The following is a 17,277-nucleotide window of genomic DNA, read 5'->3' as shown; positions in this document are numbered from 1 at the left end:
CTCCCACATTTGGATCTGTGAATACATTCAAAATGTGGGAGGGGGCTTGCTCCCGATGAGGCCAACTCGGTCCCCCAAAAGCAACCCATAAAAAAACGCCACTGACCAAAGCCAGCGGCGTTCCTTCAACAGCTGCAACCGCTTACACGGTATGCAGGTACCAGTTGTACTCAAGGTCGGAGATGGAGTGTTCGAACTCTTCCAGCTCACTTTCCTTACAGGCGACGAAGATATCGATGTATTTAGGATCGATGTACTTGGCCATCACCTCGCTGTCGTCCAACTCACGCAGGGCATCGCGCAGGTTGTTCGGCAGGCTTTGCTCGTTCTGCTCGTAGCTGTTGCCTTCCACCGGCGCGCCTGGCTCGATCTTGTTGGTCAGGCCGTGGTGCACACCTGCCAGGACCGAAGCCATCAGCAGGTAAGGGTTGGCATCGGCGCCGGCTACTCGGTGTTCGATACGTACCGCATCGGATGAGCCGGTGGGTACGCGAATCGCTACAGTACGGTTATCCAGGCCCCAGCACGGCGAGTTCGGCACGTAGAACTGTGCGCCGAAACGACGGTAGGAGTTCACGTTAGGGCACAGGAACGCCATTTGAGCGGGTAGGGTCTCGAGCACACCGCCGATCGCGTGACGCAATGCGGCGTTCTGCTCGGGATCCTCGCTGGCAAAGATGTTCTTGCCGTCTTTGTCCAGGATCGAAATGTGTACGTGCAAACCGTTGCCTGCCTGGCCTGGGTAAGGCTTGGCCATGAAGGTGGTGTCCATCTCATGGTCGTAGGCGATGTTCTTGATCAGGCGCTTGAGCAGTACCGCGTAATCGCAGGCCTTGATCGGGTCAGCGACGTGGTGCAGGTTCACTTCGAACTGCGCCGGGGCGCTTTCCTTGACGATGGCGTCGGCCGGAATGCCTTGCTCCTTGGCACCTTCCAGGATGTCCTGGAGGCAGTCGACGTATTCGTCGAGGTCGTCGATCAGGTAGACCTGTGTCGAGTGCGGGCGTTTGCCGGAGATCGGCGAGCGGGGCGGTTGCGGGCGGCCGTTCACGTTCTCCTGGTCGATCAGGTAGAACTCAAGCTCGAAGGCAGCGCAGATGGTCAGGCCGAGGTCGTCAAATTTGCTTACAACTTGGCGGAGCACTTCGCGCGGATCGGCGAAGAAAGGTTCACCTTCAAGTTCGTGCATGGTCATCAGCAGTTGCGCGGTAGGGCGCTTTTGCCAGGGTTCATTGCACAGGGTGTCGGGGATTGGATAACAGATTCGGTCAGCATCACCGATGTCCAGGCCCAGGCCGGTGCTTTCCACCGTCGAGCCGTTGATATCCAAGGCAAATAAAGAGGCAGGCAGGTTAATGCCCTTCTCGTAAACCTTGTGGAGGCTGGTGCGTTCGATGCGCTTACCGCGCACCACACCATTCATATCCGCAATTAGAAGGTCTACGTACAGAACCTCAGGATGATCCTTAAGGAACGCGTTCGCTTCGTTAAGCTGAACGGCACGCGGGGGTACCGACATGATGCAACACCTTTGTTGTTAAAAATATCAATCATTGATCTTTTCTGGTTTCAGTCAACCCGAACGGCATGCCGAAGTCAAGCGAGGGCTTTTTTGCCCTAAAAAAGCGCCGCGAAGGCTTTTTTGCGGTGTTTTGGGGCGGTTTTATGGGTTTCATGTGCTTGGGACTCGCAGGCTTGAGCGGGCCGTGTAGGATTTTTTACGGGGGTGTTGTGTAAAAAAATGAACAAGGCTAAGCTCGATTCAAACCCATAACAGCAATAATACCGGGGTGCTTCATGTTTTTCCTGCCGCCACTTGGCGTCTTGGCCTGCTCCAGACGGGCTTTTTCATCCGTTCATGCGTTCTGCGTGAACGCCTGCGCCCCGGCCAATATTCTTGACGCCCAGGCCGACCTCTTCTTTGCACAATCACTGCCCTCGAAATTGCCTCTCAATGGCTGGCGCCTGCGGGGCTGCTCATGATTCTGCACAAGTTTGGCCTGAGGAATGCAACCCTTGGGCAAATGGCAGGTAAGCTCCTACCCTGAATGAAAAACGACGCGGATGCTGCGTCAACCAACGCCTGGCCTTTTAATGGATGCCAGGAAACCCAGCCCAGAGGCATTTATGAGTAACAACCTCGACCAGCTCACCGATTGGTTGAAAGACCACAAGATCACAGAAGTCGAATGCATGATTGGCGACCTCACCGGTATCACCCGTGGCAAGATCTCGCCGACCAACAAGTTCATCGCCGAAAAAGGCATGCGCCTGCCCGAGAGCGTTCTGTTGCAGACCGTGACCGGCGACTATGTCGAAGACGACATCTATTACGAATTGCTCGACCCGGCCGACATCGACATGATCTGCCGCCCCGACCAGAACGCGGTATTCCTGGTGCCGTGGGCCATCGAACCGACCGCTCAGGTAATCCACGACACCTACGACAAACAAGGCAACCCGATCGAGCTGTCGCCGCGCAACGTGCTCAAGAAAGTCCTCAAGCTCTACGCCGACAGAGGCTGGCAGCCCATCGTGGCGCCGGAGATGGAGTTCTACCTGACCAAGCGCTGCGAAGACCCGGACTTCCCATTGCAACCGCCGATTGGCCGTTCCGGCCGCCCGGAAACCGGTCGCCAGTCCTTCTCTATAGAAGCGGCCAACGAATTCGACCCATTGTTCGAAGACGTCTACGACTGGTGCGAACTGCAGGAACTGGACCTCGACACCCTGATCCACGAGGACGGCACGGCGCAGATGGAAATCAACTTCCGTCATGGCGATGCCTTGTCCCTGGCCGACCAGATCCTGGTGTTCAAGCGCACCATGCGTGAAGCCGCGCTCAAGCACAACGTGGCCGCCACCTTCATGGCCAAGCCGATGACCGGCGAGCCCGGCAGCGCGATGCACCTGCACCAGAGCATCATCGACATCGCCACCGGCAAAAACGTCTTCTCCAATGAAGACGGGACCATGAGCCAGTTGTTCCTCAACCACATTGGCGGCCTGCAGAAATTCATCCCCGAATTGCTGCCGCTGTTTGCGCCTAACGTGAACTCCTTCCGCCGCTTCCTGCCCGACACCTCGGCGCCGGTAAACGTGGAGTGGGGCGAAGAAAACCGCACCGTCGGCCTGCGCGTACCGGATGCCGGCCCGCAGAACCGCCGCGTGGAAAACCGCCTGCCGGGCGCCGACGCCAACCCGTACCTGGCAATTGCCGCCAGCCTGCTGTGCGGCTACATCGGCATGGTCGAAGGCCATACCCCGAGCGCGCCGGTGGTGGGCCGCGGCTACGAGCGCCGCAACCTGCGCCTGCCGTTGACCATCGAGGACGCCCTGGAGCGCATGGAAAACAGCAAGACCATCGAGAAATACCTGGGGCAAAAATTCATCACAGGCTACGTCGCGGTCAAGCGGGCCGAGCATGAAAACTTCAAGCGCGTGATCAGTTCGTGGGAGCGGGAATTCCTGCTCTTCGCCGTCTGATGCGCCGGGCGCGTCGTAGGAAAGGCGCGCCCTCACCTGAAAAGTCTAGGAGATTGGTATGTCCAGCAACAACCCGCAAACCCGTGAATGGCAAGCCTTGAGCAATGATCACCACCTGGCGCCGTTCAGCGACTTCAAGCAATTGAAAGAGAAAGGCCCTCGGATCATCACCAAAGCCCACGGCGTTTACCTGTGGGACAGCGAAGGCAACAAGATCCTCGACGGCATGGCCGGCCTGTGGTGCGTGGCGATCGGTTACGGTCGCGATGAACTGGCAGACGCCGCCGCCAAGCAGATGAAAGAACTGCCGTACTACAACCTGTTCTTCCAGACCGCGCACCCACCAGTGCTGGAATTGGCCAAGGCGATTTCCGATATCGCACCGGCCGGCATGAACCACGTGTTCTTCACCGGTTCCGGCTCCGAAGGCAACGACACCATGCTGCGTATGGTGCGCCACTACTGGGCGATCAAGGGCCAGCCGAACAAGAAAACCATTATTGCCCGCAAGAATGGCTACCACGGTTCTACCGTGGCCGGCGCCAGCCTGGGTGGCATGACCTATATGCACGAGCAGGGCGACTTGCCGATTCCGGGCATCACCCACATCGCCCAGCCGTACTGGTTTGGCGAAGGCGGCGACATGAGCCCCGAGGAATTCGGCGTGTGGGCGGCCAACCAGTTGGAAGAGAAGATCCTCGAACTGGGCGTGGACAACGTCGGTGCCTTTATTGCCGAACCGATCCAGGGTGCCGGTGGCGTGATCGTACCGCCCGCCACCTACTGGCCGCGCATCAAGGAAATCCTCGCCAAGTACGACATCCTGTTTGTTGCCGACGAAGTGATCTGCGGCTTTGGCCGTACCGGTGAGTGGTTCGGTAGCGATTTCTACGATCTCAAGCCGCACATGATGACCATCGCCAAGGGCCTGACCTCGGGCTACATCCCTATGGGTGGCCTGATCGTACGTGACGAAGTGGTCGACGTGCTGAATGAAGGGGGCGATTTCAACCATGGCTTTACCTACTCCGGTCACCCGGTAGCCGCGGCTGTGGCCCTGGAAAACATCCGCATCCTGCGCGATGAAAAAATCGTTAACCGCGTTCACGATGAAACGGCACCGTATTTGCAGAAACGCCTGAGGGAACTGGGCGATCACCCGCTGGTGGGCGAAGTGCGCGGCGTGGGCATGCTCGGTGCGATCGAGCTGGTCCAGGACAAGGCCACGCGCAAGCGTTACGAAGGCAAAGGCGTAGGCATGATTTGCCGAACCTTCTGCTTCGAGAATGGCCTGATCATGCGCGCCGTGGGCGACACCATGATCATTTCGCCGCCACTGGTGATCAGCAAGGCTGAGATTGACGAGTTGGTCAGCAAGGCTCGCCAGTGCCTGGACATGACTTTGGCGGCATTGCAGGGCTAAGTGCTAGGCTCAGCGCGCAGCGGCTTCGTGCGCTGCGTCTGAGCAGGTAAATGAGACACCGATAAATAGAGTGCTTTGGTTGAAAGCCGGCACTAGAACTTGCCAGACTGTCGCCCTGTTTTGTTGCCCTTCGGTTGGGCCGTAGAACATACAAAGCTTGTGGCCCAAAAAAGAAAAAATTGGAGCATCACCAAATGAAGGCATTAGGTTTGAAGAACGCTGGCAAGACCCTCCTCGCCTTGTCCCTGATGGGCGCAATGGCGGGCGCGGCCCAGGCAGACAATAAAGTGCTGCACGTCTACAACTGGTCCGACTACATTGCACCGGACACCATCGCCAACTTTGAAAAAGAGTCGGGCATTAAAGTGGTGTACGACGTTTTTGACAGCAACGAAACCCTGGAAGCCAAGTTGCTGGCAGGCAAGTCCGGTTACGACATCGTCGTGCCGTCGAACAGCTTCCTTGCCAAGCAGATCAAGGCCGGTGTCTACCAGGAGCTGGACAAGTCCAAGCTGCCCAATTACGCCAACCTGAACAAATCCCTGCTCAAAGCCGTGGCGGTCAGCGACCCGGACAACAAGCACGCCTTCCCGTACATGTGGGGCTCGATGGGCATCGGCTACAACCCGGAGAAGGTCAAGGCCGCACTGGGCGTGGACAAGATCGATTCATGGGATGTGCTGATGAAGCCGGAAAACATCGCCAAGCTGAAAAGCTGCGGTGTGAGCTTCCTCGACTCGCCGACCGAAATGTTGCCAGTGGCGCTGCACTACCTGGGCCTGCCGACCGACACCCAGAAGAAGGCTGATCTGAAACAGGCCGAAGACCTGTTCATGAAAATCCGACCTTCGATCGGCTACTTCCACTCGTCCAAGTACATTTCTGACCTGGCTAACGGCAACATCTGCGTGGCTGTAGGTTACTCGGGTGATATTGAACAGGCCAAAACCCGCGCGGCTGAAGCCGGTGGCAAGGTCAAGATCGCCTACGACATTCCGAAAGAAGGCGCTGGCAGCTTCTTCGACATGGTCGCCATCCCTAAGGATGCCGAAAACGTCGAGGCCGCCTACGCGTTCATGAACTACCTGCTCAAGCCGGAAGTCATGGCCGCGATCACCAACAGTGTGCGTTTCCCGAACGGCAATGAGAAAGCCACCCCACTGGTTGATAAAGACATCACCAGCGACCCGGGCATCTACCCATCAGCGGACGTGCAGGCCAAGCTTTACGCCATCGCTGACATGCCGGCTGCGACCCAGCGTGAAATGACACGCAGTTGGACCAAGATCAAGTCGGGTAAATAATCCTTGAACCTGTGGGAGGGCTTGCCCCCTCCCACAAATTAAATGACAGAAAGTTTTGCCGGATCGGTTTATCGAGGGTAAGTTGCGCGCCGGTTTTGTTGTCGGGCAACAACTTTAAGGCCCAACTATTTAAGAGGACCTCCACTTGCCAATTTCTTTATTTCGCAAAGCCATGCTGGTGGGTGCAGGTATCACGCTGGCTGCCAGCGTGCAGGCCGCACCGACGGTGCATATTTATAACTGGTCGGACTACATCGGCCCCGACACCCTGGTCAACTTCGAAAAGGCCAGTGGCATCAAGCCCGTGTATGACGTGTTTGATTCCAACGAAACCCTGGAAGGCAAATTGCTCGCCGGGCGTACCGGCTACGACGTGGTGGTGCCGTCCAACCATTTCCTCGGCAAGCAGATCAAGGCCGGGGCGTTCCAGAAGCTCGACAAGTCATTGCTGACGAACTATGCCAACCTCGACCCGGTACTGCTCAAGCGCCTGGAAAAGAACGACCCGGGCAACCAGTACGCGGTGCCGTACCTGTGGGGCACCAATGGCATCGGCTACAACGTCGATAAAGTGAAGGAAGTACTGGGCGTCGACCATATCGACTCCTGGGCGGTGTTGTTCGAGCCGGAAAACATGAAGAAGCTTGCCACTTGCGGCGTTTCCTTCATGGACTCCGCGGATGAAATGCTGCCAGCGGTGCTCAACTACATGGGCCTGGACCCTAACAGCACCAACCCGGCTGACTACAAGAAGGCCGAGGAAAAACTGCTGAAAGTGCGCCCCTACGTGACCTACTTCCACTCTTCCAAATACATCTCCGACTTGGCCAACGGCAATATCTGCGTGGCGGCCGGCTTCTCCGGCGATGTGTTCCAGGCCAAGGCCCGTGCGGCTGAGGCCGGTAAAGGCGTAAACATCGCCTACGCGATTCCGAAAGAAGGCGGCAACCTGTGGTTTGACGTATTGGCGATCCCCAAGGATGCCAGCAACGTCAAAGAGGCCCACGCCTTCATCAACTATTTGCTGCAACCTGAGGTGATCGCTCAGGTCAGTGATCAGGTCGGTTATGCCAACCCTAACCCAGGGGCGGACAAGCTGATGGAACAATCGATACGCACTGACGCAGCGGTTTACCCACCGCAGGCGGTTCTCGAGCGGACATTCGTCAACTTTGAGTTACCCCCGAAAGTGCAGCGTTTAATGACCCGTAGCTGGACCAAGGTCAAGACGGGCAAGTAAGGCTCAAACTATCCAAGGCTGGCCCGTATTGGGTGAGCTGCACTCTTTTTTTGGGAGTTTCGTAAATGGCAGTTGCCTCCGGCGCCTATAAGAAAGCCCTCGAGGGCGACCAGACACCGAAAAAGGTGCTGGTCAAAATCGACCGGGTCACGAAGAAGTTCGACGAGACGATTGCCGTGGACGATGTGTCCCTGGAAATCAAGAAAGGCGAAATCTTCGCCTTGCTCGGCGGTTCGGGTTCGGGCAAATCCACCTTGCTGCGCATGCTTGCGGGTTTCGAGCGCCCAACCGAAGGTCGCATCTACCTCGATGGGGTGGACATCACCGACATGCCGCCCTACGAGCGGCCGATCAACATGATGTTCCAGTCCTACGCCTTGTTCCCGCACATGACCGTGGCGCAGAACATCGCGTTCGGCCTGCAACAGGACAAGATCCCCAAGGCCGAAGTCGACGCCCGCGTGGCCGAGATGCTCAAGCTGGTGCAGATGAGCCAGTACGCCAAGCGCAAGCCGCACCAGTTGTCCGGTGGCCAGCGCCAGCGTGTGGCGTTGGCGCGGTCCTTGGCCAAGCGCCCGAAACTGCTGCTGCTCGATGAGCCGATGGGCGCGCTGGACAAGAAACTGCGCTCGCAGATGCAGCTCGAGCTGGTGGAAATCATCGAGCGCGTCGGCGTGACCTGCGTGATGGTGACCCACGACCAGGAAGAGGCCATGACCATGGCCGAGCGCATTGCGATCATGCACCTGGGCTGGATCGCCCAGATCGGCAGCCCGATCGATATCTACGAAACCCCTACCAGCCGCCTGGTGTGCGAGTTCATCGGCAACGTCAACATCTTCGACACCCAGGTGGTAGACGACGCCGAAGGCCACGCAGTGCTCAAGTGCGCTGACCTGGACCGCGATATCTATGTGGGCTACGGCATCGCCACCTCGGTGGAAGACAAATCGGTGACCTACGCCATTCGCCCGGAAAAACTGCTGGTCACCACCGAAATGCCGACCTGCGAGCACAACTGGTCCAGCGGCAAGGTGCACGACATCGCCTACCTGGGCGGCCACTCGGTGTTCTACGTGGAGCTGCCGAGCGGCAAGCTGGTGCAGTCCTTCGTCGCCAACGCCGAACGCCGCGGCCAGCGCCCAACCTGGGGTGACCAGGTGTACGTCTGGTGGGAAGACGACAGCGGCGTGGTGCTTCGCTCATGAATATGAAGAAATTCAAGCGGCGCTTGGATCGCATCGTCCCCAATGGCAAGCAGGTGGTCATCGGGATTCCCTTCCTGTGGCTGTTTCTGTTTTTCGCACTGCCGTTTTTCATCGTATTGAAAATCAGCTTTGCCGAAGCCGATGTGGCGATCCCGCCCTATACCGAGATCTACACCTACGTTGAGCAAAAGCTACAAGTGGTGCTGAACCTGGCCAACTACAGCTTGCTGGCGGGCGACGAGTTGTACATCGCCGCGTACCTGGGCTCGCTGAAAATGGCGTTTTTCAGCACGCTGCTGTGCCTGCTGATCGGCTACCCGATGGCCTACGCCATCGCCAGTGCGCGCAAAGAGATGCAGACCGTGCTGGTGCTGCTGATCATGATGCCGACCTGGACCGCGATCCTGATCCGCGTGTATGCGTGGATGGGCATCCTCAGCAACAACGGCCTGCTCAACGGCTTCCTGATGTCCATCGGCTTGATCAACGAGCCGCTGCAGATCCTCAACACCAACATCGCGGTGTATATCGGCGTGGTCTATTCGTACCTGCCGTTCATGATCCTGCCGCTGTACGCCAACCTGGTGAAGCACGATCAAAGCCTGCTGGAAGCCGCCTCCGACCTGGGGTCGAGCACCTTCAACAGCTTCTGGAAAATCACCGTACCGCTGTCCAAGAACGGCATCATTGCCGGTTGCATGTTGGTGTTCATCCCGGTGGTGGGCGAGTTCGTGATCCCTGAACTGCTCGGCGGCCCGGAAACCCTGATGATCGGTAAAGTATTGTGGCAAGAGTTCTTCAACAACCGTGACTGGCCGGTGGCGTCTGCCCTGGCGGTGGTGATGCTGGCGATCCTGATCGTGCCGATCATCCTGTTCAACCGCAGCCAAGCCAAAGAGATGGAGGGCAAGATATGAAGCGCTTCAGTTTCTCGAGTTTCATGCTGGTGGCGGGGTTGCTGTTCATCTACCTGCCGATGCTGATCCTGGTGATCTACTCGTTCAACGAATCCAAGCTGGTGACGGTGTGGGGCGGGTGGTCGATCAAGTGGTACGTGGGCCTTCTGGATAACACCCAGTTGATGGGTTCGGTGGCGCGCTCCCTGGAGATCGCCTGCTACACGGCGGTAGCCGCGGTGGCGTTAGGCACCCTGGCGGCATTCGTGCTGACGCGCATCAGCCAGTTCAAGGGCCGCACGTTGTTCGGCGGCCTGGTGACGGCGCCGTTGGTGATGCCGGAAGTGATCACGGGTCTGTCGCTTTTGCTGCTGTTCGTAGCCATGGCGCAGATGATCGGCTGGCCTCAGGAGCGTGGCATCGTCACCATCTGGATCGCCCACACCACCTTCTGCGCCGCCTATGTGGCGGTGGTCGTGTCGGCGCGCTTGCGTGAACTGGACCTGTCGATCGAAGAAGCTGCGATGGATTTGGGCGCACGGCCATGGAAGGTGTTTTTCCTGATTACCATCCCGATGATCGCGCCATCGCTGGCGGCGGGCGGCATGATGTCTTTCGCGCTGTCTCTGGATGACCTGGTACTGGCCAGCTTCGTGTCGGGCCCGGGTTCGACGACCTTGCCGATGGAAGTGTTCTCGGCGGTGCGTCTGGGGGTCAAGCCCGAGATCAATGCCGTGGCCAGCCTGATTCTGTTGGCGGTATCGCTGGTGACCTTCCTGGTGTGGTTCTTCAGCCGCCGTGCCGAAGAACACCGCAAGAAAGCCATCCAGCAAGCGATTGAAGAAGCTGCGGCGGACGGCTGGCAACAGCCGGACAAGCGCCGGGCGCCTGCGCCGGTTTAATCAGGTTTGCCTGAAGAAACCGGATCAAAATGTGGGAGCGGGCTTGCTCGCGAATGCGGAGTGTCAGTCACCAGATGTCTAGACTGATCCACCGCATTCGCGAGCAAGCCCGCTCCCACATTTGATTGCATTTCAGGCTGATTACGCAGCCCACGGCGACTTACGAATCACCTCGACAAAATTCATCGGCTTGAACCCCGGCTCCTGATCCACCAGCACATCCGTCTTCACGTTGCCAAACGTGGTCTGCGGGCGATGACGCAAGCCGTCGGCGAACGCGCAGATGATGCACTCCTTGAACCCTTCACCGCGTGGATGCGCATGCACCACCGCTTCGCGCTGTACGCTGCTGAATGCGGCGTAGTCCATGCCCAGCACGTCCATTTCCACACCGGCAGTCACCAGTGCCACGGTGGGGCGCAGGTGCCGCGGCACGCCAGGCGTGGTGTGCAGTGCGATGGATAGCCACACTTGTTCGATATCGTCATCGCTCAGCCCATAAGGTTTGAGGAACGCAGCGGCGGCGTTGGCCCCGTCCACTTCGAAACGCTCGTTGTCACTGCGATGGCCCTCCACCAGGCCGAGGTCATGGAACATTGCGCCCACGTACAGCAACTCCGGGTTGTAGGTCAGTTGCTTGCGCTCACCGCTCAGGGCACCGAACAGGAATACCCGGCGTGAGTGGTGGTAGAGCAGGTCTGATTCGACGTCGCGGATGTATTCGGTGGTGGCCTTGGCCAAGGCGCTGTCGGGGATCTGGATGCCGGCGATGGTGGTGCTCATGGTGGTTCTCCTCTGGAAAGCATCCAGTCTGGTCGCGCGGGCGCGACGCAGCTATCGCGGCGAGGGAGCGTTCTCGGCCAATGTGCCGGCACATCGCGCCAAGGCTGCACCCTCCCACAGGGGATTTGCGTTTTTCCAGTTATAAAAAGGTGTGTCTTCATGAGCAAAACCGTCGCGATCCTGATCTTCCCCGGCGTCCAGTCACTGGATGTGACCGGGCCGATGGATGTGTTCTGCGAGGCCAACCGCTTCCTGGCGCCCGAAGACCACTATCACCTGGAAGTCATCGGCTTCGGTCACGGCACTATGGCTGCCTCCAACGGCCTGTCCTTGCAGGCTCACAAACACTACAGCGAAGCCCTGCAACCCTACGACCTGCTGCTGGTCGCCGGTGGCCCGCTATTGCCTTTCGAAGACTTCGGCCCCCAGTTTGATGACTGGCTGCGCGCTGCCGCCGCCAAGGCAAAACGCTTTGGTTCGATCTGCAACGGCGCCTTCATGCTCGCCCGCGCCGGCCTGCTGGATGGGAAAACGGTCACCACCCATTGGGGCGATGCCGCCGACCTGGCGCGCCGGTGTCCTACGGCCAAGGTCGAAGCCGACCGTCTCTACATGCAGGACGGCAACCTCTACACCTCGGCTGGGGTCACGGCGGGTATCGACCTGTCGCTGTACCTGTTGGCCCAGGATCACGGCCCGGAAGTCGCATTGAGCGTGGCCAAGCGCCTGGTGGTGTTCACCCAGCGCTCGGGCGGGCAATCGCAGTTCAGCCCGTTCCTTACGCCCCATGCCGAAACCACCTCGGCGGTGGCGCTGGTGCAGTTGTACGTGCTGGCGAACCTGACGGGGGACTTGACCATTGCCGACCTGGCCAAGGCAGCCAATATGAGTGCGCGCAACTTCTCCCGGGTGTTCGCCCGTGAAGCGCGGATTACGCCGGCGGAATTCGTCGAGCGGGCGCGGGTGGATGCGGCGCGGGTGATGCTCGAAAGCGGCCATGCGCCGCTCAAAACTGTGGCCTATCAATGCGGGTTCCGCGATGCTCAGCACATGCGCAGCGTGTTCAACCGACGGCTGGGCGTCACGCCGCAACAGTTCAGGCTTAACTTTGCGGCGCCGGTGTAGCCATCATGTCTATCTGGCAGGCAGCAGCTTGAGGGTGCCGCGCGTATTGGCCGTGACTTCCTCGTCACTGAAATGCGCCTGCTCGTAGCCGCCTTCGATATAGGTTTGCGCCTGATCGCCATAGTGGGTGTCAAACGGCACGCCGCTTTGCCCCACGGGGTTGATGGTCAGGGCATGGGTCGGGTCGGCGAAATCGATCAAGCGCCGCGTTGACGGCCCGTAGGTCACCGCCCAGGGTGCCGGGCCGATCGGGGCGGTCTGGTTGTTCGGCACTTCGTGGCTGCCGGGTGCCGGGAACGGGCCGACGTTGAAGACCTTATCCAACGGCTTTTGCGTGCCCAGCGGGTGGCCGTGGGTCAGGGTGTGCGCCATGCCCCATTGCCACTGCGCCGGATCATCGCCGAAGGTGGTCTTGAGGTGCGTGAGGCTGTTGTCCCAGGCGAGCTTGACGATATCGGCGCGCTTGCCGTTCCACCAGGGCGAATCCGCCGAGGCGGCCAGGCGCGGTAGCGCGGCGTCGATCACACGGGTACCGAGCAGGGTCTTGAACAGTGCGTCGCCCAGTTTGGGGTGGAAGGTCGCGTCGGCGAGGCTGAACAGAAACTGGTTGAACAGCGTGGCGCTGGTGGAATCTAGCGGGTAGTCACCTTTCCAGTTGGCCAGTTGCTCCACCAGCTTCAATTGCGCCGGGTCCTTGACCACCTCGCGCAGCACCGGCAACAGCGGCGCCAGCAGGCGTGGGCCATAGGCGGTGGTGGTGCCCAGTTGCAGGGCCTGGCTGTTGGTCACATCCCACTTCACGCTCTTGTCGCTCAACTGCGCGTTCAACTGTTGGCCACGGTCAGCCAGGTTGTAATAACCGGGAATTTCCATGCCGGTAGGCGAGGCCGGCTGGGCATTGGCGGACACCACATAGCCGCGTGCCGGGTTTTCTTCCTGGGGGTTGGCACTGAACGGGTAGAAACCCAGTTTGTCGGCCTGGGCGGTACTGCCATCGAGGATGAACGCCGGGTTGACGCCGGCGGGGCGGATTGGCAACTGCGCCGCCGCCCACCAGCCGATATCGCCCTTGGCGTTCGCCCACACGATGTTCAGGCCCGGCGCCGAGACCTTGGCGGCCGCGGCACGCGCCTTGGCCAGGGTATCGGCACGGTTGAGCTGGTAGAAGCCTTCGAGGATCGGGTTCTCGGTGTCCAGGAACGCCCACCACATGGCAATCGGCGTACTGCCGGCGTTCTCGCCGAGCACGTCATTGATGATCGGGCCATGGGGTGATCGGCGCAGGGTGAAGGTTACCGGCGTCTGGCCCTTGACCTGGATCTGTTGCTCGCTGCGAGTCATGTCGACCCATTGGCCGTGATACCACACCTGGTTGGGGTTGTCCGGGTTGACCTTCTCGGCAACCAGGTCGAGGTCGTCGTTCTGGAACATGGTCAGGCTCCAGCCGAAGTCCAGGTTGTGCCCCAGGAACGCCACCGGCACCAGCGCGTTGTGATAGCCGTACAACTCAAAACCGGGCGCCGACAGCTGCGCCTCGTACCACACCGATGGCACCGAGAAGCGGATATGCGGGTCACCCGCCAGCAACGGCTTGCCGCTTTGGGTATGACTACCGCTGACGGCCCAGGCATTGCTGCCTTCGAACTGCGGCAGGCCGTTGTCGGCCAGGGCTTGTTCGCTCAGGGCGGCGATGGCGCCGAGTGCCTGCCAATCGCTGGCCGCCAGGTTAAGCGCGCCCTTGGGTTGCCAATCGAGGTCGAAGACTTTCAGATAGTCACTGCCCAACCGGTCGCGCACGTAGGTCAGCACCGGCTCGGTACGAAACGCCGCGGCAAAGCTGTAGGCCATGAACCCGGCGACGCTGATGCTGTCCTCGGCGGTAAAGGCGCGCTTGGGGATGCCCAGCACGTCAAACTCCATGGGGCTGGCGTGGTTGGCCTGATATTGGTTGATCCCGTCCAGATAGGCTTGCAGGGCTTTTGAGGCGGCTGAGTCAGGGGCCATGTGCTCGGCGTAGCTTGAGGCGCGTTCGCGAATACGCAGGCTGCGAAACAGCTTGTCGGTCTCGAGCATTTTCGGCCCCAGCACTTCGGCCAGCTCGCCACGGGCCAGGCGCCGCATGATCTCCATCTGGAACAGCCGGTCCTGGGCATGTACATAGCCCAGCGCGCGATACAGGTCGGCCTCGTTTTCGGCGCGGATATGCGGCACGCCACGGTCGTCGTAGCGCACCGTGACCGAGCCCTGCAGGTGGGCCAGGGTAACCGTGCCCTGGCGCGTGGGTTGCTTGCTGTAGACATACCAGCCGGCGCCCAGGGCGCCGAGCACAATCAGAACCGCGAAAACCTGCAAGACGCGCTTCATGAACATTCCTTAGCAAAAGTGGACGGGCTACAGATCCTTAGGCCACGAACAATAGCAGCCTACCGCGAGGGTGTGAGTGGCATTCAGTTCGCGTCCGGTTCCAAGTGCCTTGAGAATTGGCTCGATAAAACTGTTGCTGGCGTTGCATGTCAGCCCTTCGCTGTAGGGGCCGAAATACGCCAGCTTGCCCGTGCGATCCCAGATGCCCACGGCTGGGCTGGCGGGTATCTGGTCGGCGCCGGGCAGGGCGTCGAGGATTTTCATGTGGCGCAGGTTATCCGGCAACTGGCCGTGGCTGCCCGATTTTTGCAGGGCATAGAACTCCACGCCTTGGGGCGCGTACTGCTCGATCAACTCGCCCAGGTGTTGCTGGTTACCGACATTGCACGGGCAGGCCGGGTCCCAGAAATGCACCAGGCGAATCGGGCCAGGGCCGCTGAGGGCGGCGGGCAGTTGCAACGCATCGCCGGAGAACACCGCCGTGTGTTCGCTGAAGGCGCGCAGGTAGCGGCCCTGGAACCAGTCATACGCGGCCCACAGCACGCCGGCGCAGATAACCAGGATCAGGCTGGCGAACAAGGCGTTTCGGTAGGGCGGTCGCATTCAGAGGTATCCTCGCAGGTCGCGTAGCTTGCCATGCTTGTCCTGACAGATGAATATCGCAGCTCGATATTCATCTTCACCGCAAGTCTGGAAGCCTTTATGCCCGTTACCTTTGACCCTGATCATCTGCGCGAAAGCTTGCGACCCTTGGTGGATGCGCAACCGCTTTGCGCCGAGGCGAGGGTCTATCAACGTTTCTATGGGCTCGACCTGGCCGCCCGCAAGGTGCCGGCCGTGAGCCGCCTGGGGCGCTTGGAGGTGGATGGCTTTGAAGTGGTGGCCCAGGTGTGGTGGCCGCCTGTGCCTGTGGCGACGATGTTTATGTTCCACGGCTTCTACGACCACATGGGGCTGTACCGCCATGTGGTGGACTGGGCGCTGGACCAGGGCTTCGTGGTGATCGCCTGCGACCTGCCGGGGCATGGCTTGTCCAGCGGCGCGCGCGCCAGCATTGATGAGTTTGCGGTGTATCAGGACGTGGTGCAGGCGTTGTTCGCCGAGGCCAAGGCGCTGCAATTGCCACAACCCTGGCACCTGTTCGGGCAAAGCACCGGCGGCGCCATTGTGGTGGATCACCTGCTCAACCACGGCGCCGACAGCCCGGCGCAGGGCCAGACCTTCCTGCTGTCGCCCCTGGTGCGGCCGCGTGCCTGGGGTTGGTCGCAGGTCAGCTACTACCTGCTGCGCCTGTTCGTCAAAGGCATCGCCCGGCGCTTCAGCGATAACTCCAACGACCCCGCGTTCAAACCGTTCCTTGAGGCCGACCCGCTCCAGCCTCGTCAACTGCCGACCGCCTGGGTGGGGGCCCTGGCGCGCTGGATCAAGCGCATCGAAGCCGCACCGCGCAGCCCCCGGCGGCCGGTGATCGTGCAGGGTGAGGAAGATATGACGGTGGATTGGCAGCACAACCTGCAGGTGCTGCGGGGCAAGTTCGACCGGCCCGAGGTGCTGATGCTGCCGCGGGGCAGGCATCACTTGGCCAATGAGATTCCAGAGATTCGTAAGGAGTACTTCAGTTTTCTCACGGATCAACTGAAGTAACACAGGCCAAATGTGGGAGCGGGCTTGCTCGCGAATGCGCAGTACCAGTCACCTGATTTGCTGACTGACACACTGCATTCGCGAGCAAGCCCGCTCCCACATTTTTGCTACTGCGCCAGGCTGGATGTGCTTTGGCCTACTGCAAGCCCTGCGCGAATGGCTGCAAGGGCCGCCTGGTAATACGCCTTTCCCTCCGGCGACTCGGCAAACGTCGCGAACTCTTCCAGCTCCGGGTCGGACAACTCCCGATAGACGTACAGCAGCGTGTTATTCAGATCCTTATCGATCTGCTGCATCAGCCGCTCGCGCTGGCCATTCAACATGCCCTGGGCCTGGCCGCCGCCGAGCAGGCCGGGGATCATCTGGCTCAAGCTGTCGGCCGCCACGCCGGCAATCGCCAGGCTGACCTCCGCGCCGGCTTCACGAGCGGGCAGGGCCTGGGCCAGGTGGCCGATGATCAGGCTGCGGGTGGCTTCGGCCTGGATTTTCGGCAGGCCCTGGGCGTTTTTTGCCAATTGGTCGCGGCGCGTGGCCAGCAACTCGGCGGCGACAATCTTGCGGCCCAGGGGCGATTGGAAAAACGCCAGGGCCGGTTTCGGGTCTGTCAGGTGCTTGCGCAGTTGCGCCTCGGCACGTTGGTCCATGGCCTGGGCGGCAAAGCGTTTATTGCTGTTGTCCACCAGCGCCTGGTACACCACCGGCGGCAGGCTGTTGCGGTAGCGTTGCTGCGCGGCACTGAGGGCGTCATTGAAATGCGCACGTTGCTCGGCCCAGCCGGCGACCTTGTACAGCTGGTCATGGCCGTCTGCCCAAGCGGGCAAAACGCAGAACATCAACACGGAAAAAAACAAACGACGCATATGGACTCCTGTCAGTCGGCCACTATTGTCCGTGTCGGGCGT

Annotated in this window: 14 protein-coding genes; 9 read left to right on the top strand and 5 right to left on the bottom strand. The window is 60.1% G+C overall.

Going from position 1 to position 17,277, the window contains the following annotated elements:
- Positions 1–142 precede the first annotated feature (142 nt).
- A complete protein-coding gene (locus JFT66_RS08610) occupies positions 143–1,519 on the bottom strand; it encodes a glutamine synthetase family protein (RefSeq protein ID WP_003213894.1) in 1,377 nt (458 codons plus the stop codon).
- Positions 1,520–2,127: 608 nt separating this feature from the next.
- On the opposite strand from JFT66_RS08610, the gene JFT66_RS08605 reads away from it, so the two are divergent.
- The 7 genes from JFT66_RS08605 to JFT66_RS08575 all read left to right on the top strand — a co-directional run bounded on the left by JFT66_RS08605 (position 2,128) and on the right by JFT66_RS08575 (position 10,459).
- Positions 2,128–3,486: a glutamine synthetase family protein gene (locus tag JFT66_RS08605; RefSeq protein WP_034116308.1), complete on the top strand. Its 1,359-nt coding sequence runs from the start codon at positions 2,128–2,130 to the stop codon at positions 3,484–3,486.
- 58 nt (positions 3,487–3,544) lie between these two features.
- On the top strand, positions 3,545–4,909 hold the full coding sequence (locus JFT66_RS08600; RefSeq protein ID WP_153837410.1) for an aspartate aminotransferase family protein: 1,365 nt from the start codon (positions 3,545–3,547) through the stop codon (positions 4,907–4,909).
- Positions 4,910–5,118: 209 nt separating this feature from the next.
- A complete protein-coding gene (locus JFT66_RS08595; protein WP_034116690.1) occupies positions 5,119–6,213 on the top strand; it encodes a polyamine ABC transporter substrate-binding protein in 1,095 nt (364 codons plus the stop codon).
- 145 nt (positions 6,214–6,358) lie between these two features.
- Complete coding sequence (locus JFT66_RS08590; RefSeq protein WP_034116306.1) at positions 6,359–7,453, top strand: polyamine ABC transporter substrate-binding protein; 1,095 nt, start codon at positions 6,359–6,361, stop codon at positions 7,451–7,453.
- A gap of 65 nt (positions 7,454–7,518) precedes the next feature.
- Entirely contained in the window at positions 7,519–8,661 is a 1,143-nt protein-coding gene (locus JFT66_RS08585; protein WP_034116305.1) for an ABC transporter ATP-binding protein, read from the top strand.
- The gene (locus tag JFT66_RS08580) at positions 8,658–9,578 is read left to right on the top strand and encodes an ABC transporter permease subunit (RefSeq protein ID WP_034116304.1); all 921 of its coding nucleotides are present in this window, start codon (positions 8,658–8,660) and stop codon (positions 9,576–9,578) included. The genes JFT66_RS08585 and JFT66_RS08580 overlap by 4 nt, the downstream gene beginning before the upstream one ends.
- A complete protein-coding gene (locus JFT66_RS08575; protein ID WP_034116303.1) occupies positions 9,575–10,459 on the top strand; it encodes an ABC transporter permease subunit in 885 nt (294 codons plus the stop codon). The genes JFT66_RS08580 and JFT66_RS08575 overlap by 4 nt, the downstream gene beginning before the upstream one ends.
- A 141-nt stretch (positions 10,460–10,600) precedes the next feature.
- On the opposite strand, the gene JFT66_RS08570 is transcribed toward JFT66_RS08575, so the two are convergent.
- Positions 10,601–11,242 carry an HD domain-containing protein gene (locus JFT66_RS08570; RefSeq protein WP_153871333.1) on the bottom strand — a complete coding sequence of 214 codons (642 nt, stop codon included), beginning with the start codon at positions 11,240–11,242 and terminating at the stop codon, positions 10,601–10,603.
- Between the two features lie 159 nt (positions 11,243–11,401).
- Here JFT66_RS08570 and JFT66_RS08565 point away from each other — a divergent pair, with 159 nt between their 5' ends.
- Entirely contained in the window at positions 11,402–12,367 is a 966-nt protein-coding gene (locus JFT66_RS08565) for a GlxA family transcriptional regulator (RefSeq protein ID WP_198859104.1), read from the top strand.
- A gap of 9 nt (positions 12,368–12,376) precedes the next feature.
- Here the strand turns inward: JFT66_RS08565 and JFT66_RS08560 are convergent, their stop codons facing one another.
- Both JFT66_RS08560 and JFT66_RS08555 read right to left on the bottom strand, forming a co-directional pair.
- Positions 12,377–14,731 carry a penicillin acylase family protein gene (locus JFT66_RS08560; RefSeq protein ID WP_198859103.1) on the bottom strand — a complete coding sequence of 785 codons (2,355 nt, stop codon included), beginning with the start codon at positions 14,729–14,731 and terminating at the stop codon, positions 12,377–12,379.
- A gap of 27 nt (positions 14,732–14,758) precedes the next feature.
- Complete coding sequence (locus tag JFT66_RS08555; protein ID WP_034116299.1) at positions 14,759–15,334, bottom strand: DUF6436 domain-containing protein; 576 nt, start codon at positions 15,332–15,334, stop codon at positions 14,759–14,761.
- Positions 15,335–15,433: 99 nt separating this feature from the next.
- On the opposite strand from JFT66_RS08555, the gene JFT66_RS08550 reads away from it, so the two are divergent.
- Positions 15,434–16,375: an alpha/beta hydrolase gene (locus JFT66_RS08550; protein WP_198859102.1), complete on the top strand. Its 942-nt coding sequence runs from the start codon at positions 15,434–15,436 to the stop codon at positions 16,373–16,375.
- Positions 16,376–16,482: 107 nt separating this feature from the next.
- On the opposite strand, the gene JFT66_RS08545 is transcribed toward JFT66_RS08550, so the two are convergent.
- Complete coding sequence (locus tag JFT66_RS08545; RefSeq protein ID WP_153837415.1) at positions 16,483–17,235, bottom strand: DUF2059 domain-containing protein; 753 nt, start codon at positions 17,233–17,235, stop codon at positions 16,483–16,485.
- Positions 17,236–17,277 lie beyond the last annotated feature (42 nt).

Source organism: Pseudomonas sp. MF6755 (assembly GCF_016405635.1).
Taxonomy (GTDB): Bacteria; Pseudomonadota; Gammaproteobacteria; order Pseudomonadales; family Pseudomonadaceae; genus Aquipseudomonas; species Aquipseudomonas haemolytica.
This window is presented reverse-complemented; position numbering and strand designations above follow the sequence as displayed.